This is a genomic window from Providencia sp. PROV119 (assembly GCF_028482435.1).
GTDB classification, from domain to species: Bacteria; Pseudomonadota; Gammaproteobacteria; order Enterobacterales; family Enterobacteriaceae; genus Providencia; species Providencia stuartii.
Genome location: NZ_JAMPQL010000006.1, coordinates 1 through 4,072, shown reverse-complemented (window position 1 = coordinate 4,072; position 4,072 = coordinate 1). Strand labels below are relative to the sequence as shown.

Sequence of the window (4,072 nt, the reverse complement as noted above, 5' to 3'; positions counted from 1 at the left end):
TGGAAAAATTCGCTTTAATATGGGCCGAAAAATATCCGCAAATTAGCAACAGCGGGTGCGCCCATTAGGAAAACTTGAACACATTTTTTGCTTATTCAGATGATATTCGTAAAGCGATTTATACAACGAATGCCATTGAGCCACTAAATAACGTAATTCGTCATGCAATTAAGAAACGTAAGGTATTCCTCAGTGACCATTCTGTACGTAAAGTTATTTATTTGGCGATTGAATCCGCCTCTAAAAAGTAGAGTGTGCCAATTCAAAACAGGAAACAGGCAATAAGCCGTTTTATTATTACGTTTGGTGACCGCCTAGACGGTCACCTTTAATGAAAGGCAAATACACAGAATTATTTACAGAGTCTTCTTCTATGTAAAGAATACCAAGTATATTTTCATCATGAAGATTTATTGTATCAATCATTAATGTTTTCTCCTGTACTCTCTACTAATATAATTAAATATAGTCGATTCACTTACGCATATGCCTAATAAATGCCATATTGACTCATTGCTTCCCTCCAGGATACTCATCCTCAGTTGGTTTACGGACCACTGAAGAGTTTATATATCTATTTCCATCCTTATCAATTCCTATTTTTGTTTCTTTTATATTCGGCCTCCCTATATCGCCATGTGGTTTACCAGATCCTCTATACTGTTTCCAAGTTCCATCTTCATAATGGGTAGTATATTGCCCATCTCTACCCGGCTTTTCTATTATAGTATGCGCACGACCTTCAGCCTCTTCCAATGGATCAGGCCGCCCACTTCGTGACTTTCTCTTCTTTTTTATTACCTTTTCATTCACACTTATATAAACAGAGTCAACATCGTGCTTATCCACTGTTAGAATAAAGTCATCTAAATCCCATTGCTCTGGTATTGGCACTCCTTCGCTTACCCATCGAATATCATCATCTGGAATTTGATATCCACCCGATGAGGTCAGTGGAATATCCGGAATCGTAATCCCTTCTGGCACCTCGATTTTTTTCGGTTCAGGTAACTCGTTCGGGGGCAAAGGTGGGATATCCGGTAAATCATCAAGGCGTATTGATAAATTTGCAATCTTACCTGATTTAGTAACCGCCATAAAAATCACTCGGCCACTACCGATATCAAAGCGATACACTTCAGTAGGGGTTGACTCAGAGGGAAGTCCATCCGGAGATTGGTTTATGGGAAGACTAAGTATTTCTCGAGCTTCGTATTCATAGGCTAATTCGCCTTTAATAACAGGAACTTGGTCATAACCACTATTACGTTCGGTATGGTAGGCAATTAATTGTGAGGCTGCAGCTATTCCTATCGCATTTGTTCCCGTTACACCAAAGCCGACTCTCAAACGTGTAGGAGCACTCCCCCCTATCTCTGCTATTTCCAATAAATCTTGCTGTCCAGTGCTGTCACCTTCAAAGTAGTGAGCCACCATCCCAAAAAATATGTTAACACCTAACCCCACCATATCATTTAGGGTTACTGATGCTGTGGGCTGATTGAATGCTTTAGCCATCCCTTTAGCTATACGATAGTCATCCTCTGATACCCAAGATGGCTTACCTGACATTTCATCTGAATAATCAAAAGAATTAACTTTTGTATTTTGTATTGGTAACGGCGTGTTAGGCATAAATCTTCTTACTGGCATCGGAAGAGGGATAGCATGTGCATTACTGATTGGGTTGAGTGAGCTAAATAAACTGTATATCCAATTGGATGATGATACCGATTGCTTTTCTGTAGAGATGATACCGCACGTATAATTGGTGAAATTGCATTCTCCAAAGTTGACAAGTTCTTCAATCCCTACACCCGCATCCGTATTACCTTCACCACGTAGAATTGATTTCGCAAACACCGGTTCGGCGATACTCTTAATGGCAATCACACGGCGCTGGTCATACGGAAATAATAGTGGGTAACCAGTATCTAGTTGCTGATAGTGTAGAGAGCGTTTAATTTGCCCTGCCGTCATACGGTGAACCGTCTCAGGTAACACTGAGTTAAACGCCCCTGCACGATTGTTTTCACTGAGTATATAATTTTGCTCACGGCAAAAATCACTCAACGTTTTCTCTTTTCCTTGGATAGCTGCTGGAGGTGAAATAGCCGTGAGCGCATCAGCAAGGGATTGAGCTTCTAAAGTTAATGTATAAGGGCGTGCGGTAAGACCTTCGACATGAATAAGTCCTTGTGGATCACTACTACCTTGTAGGATGCGGTCGGTTCCCCGCTCTGACAACATATAAGGTACATTTGCTAACGGCTGCCCTTTATCATCCACCAGTTGTAGCTCAAGCCAGAACCGATAATTTTCACAGATAATACAAGATTCTGTTTTTTGATTCATGACAGCTCCATTGTCAAAGTCAACCATCCCTGCTGTTGGGAATAGTTCAAAAATTGTCCGATGGTACGGGATGTAACATCTCCAGCCAATGAGGGATGAATATGTAACCAATCAACTAAACGTCGGTGAAGTTGACCTTCGGGGGTATCAAGTTTCATGGCATCATTGGGAACATTTTCCCACAGTTCACAAGCCATATTTTCTGCTGTCAACTGGATAAAGGTTTCTGAGTCTTCCCACGCAATTTGTAAATGATGTCCTATCACAAACGGGCGAGCTTGGGTTTCGGGATACGGCAATGACTCATGACGTGCCTGTGATTCGAATAAGTTTGCTCCATTTGGTGTATCGAGCATCACTTCATGTACTGGAGTCATTAAAACATGCCAATCATGAATATTCATTTTGGGTATCAAGACTGTAGCAATACGACTATCCATCAAACGCAGTACCACTAATTCATTATTAAGTAATACCAGTTGTCGGTTTTGCCAATGCTTTAGTTGATATGCCCAACCTAACGAGCTCCGGTATGCCCACCCCCATGATTTATCACTTAATGCTTTGCGGTCAAGAAGTTGCCCTAATGGTGCGTAAGCCTTTACCTTTAACTGTACGAGCCATGGACTTTGTGCGATCAAATGTGCCAGTGACGTGCCATTATACAGTGGAAAAGATTGCTCAACCCAATCATTGGCAAACAATAAATCTGTCGGGTTTGGGGACGATAACGTATTGAGCATCAAATATACGGGGACAGTCGAGGGTTCAGTCAACCAACGTGTCCAATCATTCGATTTCATGCTTTCCCTCCTTTAAGTTTAATTACCCAGCTGCCTGTTGCTTGTGCTTGCATCGCACAGTATGGTTTGATTGGGTAAGGTGGTGACACAAATGGCGCAACACCTTCTGGCAACTGGATATTAACCGCTTGTCCTGTTCCTCCCGCACTGTCACCAATGACAACATTACCCGAGGTAAACACATTACTTGGCGTCACACGTACAAAGCTCCCCCCTACCTTAAGAGTAATTTCTGTGGCGGCATCAATTACCACTTTACCTTGGCTAGTGATATGGGTTTCTTGACCACTTTCACTAACCATTACGGCATTAACTTTCTGGTGATGACTGCCAAGTACTTGTAGGGAGCTATCACCTTCAACAAGAGATTTTTGTGTACCTTTGATATGGGAGTTATCATCCCCCTCAATCTCTGTATAACGATGTTGGTCAACACGCTGTTTCGAATCACGCTGTATATGCCAATGGCTATCGTTTTCAATATGCACATTTAGGTCACGTTGAGCATGAAGATATACTTCCTCTTGCCCACTTTGATCTTCAAAACGTAGTTCGTTAAATCCTTCGCCTTTGTGAGTACAGGTTTTAAAGGTCGTTCGTGTTTTTTCTTTTGGTAAATCTAACGGAGGCTTATTACTCCCGTTATAAGTACACCCCGTAACAATAGGCCTATCAATATCCCCATTCAAGTAGCTAATAAGGACTTGCTGACCTATGTGTGGGATACTCATAAATCCGTACCCATTACCACTCCAACCATGTGAAACAGGTACCCAGCATGAAGCACCGTGGTCAGGTATACCTCGTCTATCCCAATGAAAATAGACTATAACTTCCCCTTTACTGTTGGTGTAAATTTCTTCTCCTGGTGGCCCAACGACTGTAGCCAGCTCATCCCCATCAGCAGTCGGCTT

General features: G+C 42.0%; 4 protein-coding genes and 1 pseudogene. 1 reads left to right on the top strand and 4 read right to left on the bottom strand.

The window, feature by feature from the left end; all coding sequences use genetic code 11:
- Positions 1–332, top strand: a pseudogene (locus tag PSF11_RS07855) (transposase); the annotation flags it as partial.
- On the opposite strand, the gene PSF11_RS07850 reads toward PSF11_RS07855, so the two are convergent.
- The 4 genes from PSF11_RS07850 to PSF11_RS07835 form a co-directional block, all read right to left on the bottom strand.
- Complete coding sequence (locus PSF11_RS07850) at positions 298–426, bottom strand: hypothetical protein (RefSeq protein WP_257786613.1); 129 nt, start codon at positions 424–426, stop codon at positions 298–300. The pseudogene PSF11_RS07855 and the gene PSF11_RS07850 overlap by 35 nt on opposite strands.
- Before the next feature lie 84 nt (positions 427–510).
- Positions 511–2,355: a polymorphic toxin type 24 domain-containing protein gene (locus PSF11_RS07845; RefSeq protein WP_225829621.1), complete on the bottom strand. Its 1,845-nt coding sequence runs from the start codon at positions 2,353–2,355 to the stop codon at positions 511–513.
- Positions 2,352–3,158, bottom strand: a complete 807-nt coding sequence (locus PSF11_RS07840; protein ID WP_014657055.1) for a DUF4123 domain-containing protein — start codon at positions 3,156–3,158, stop codon at positions 2,352–2,354. Before PSF11_RS07840 ends, PSF11_RS07845 begins: the two co-directional genes overlap by 4 nt.
- Positions 3,155–4,072 (bottom strand): type VI secretion system Vgr family protein (locus PSF11_RS07835; RefSeq protein ID WP_272682751.1); only part of this gene is annotated, 918 nt, incomplete at its 5' end. The genes PSF11_RS07835 and PSF11_RS07840, both read right to left, overlap by 4 nt.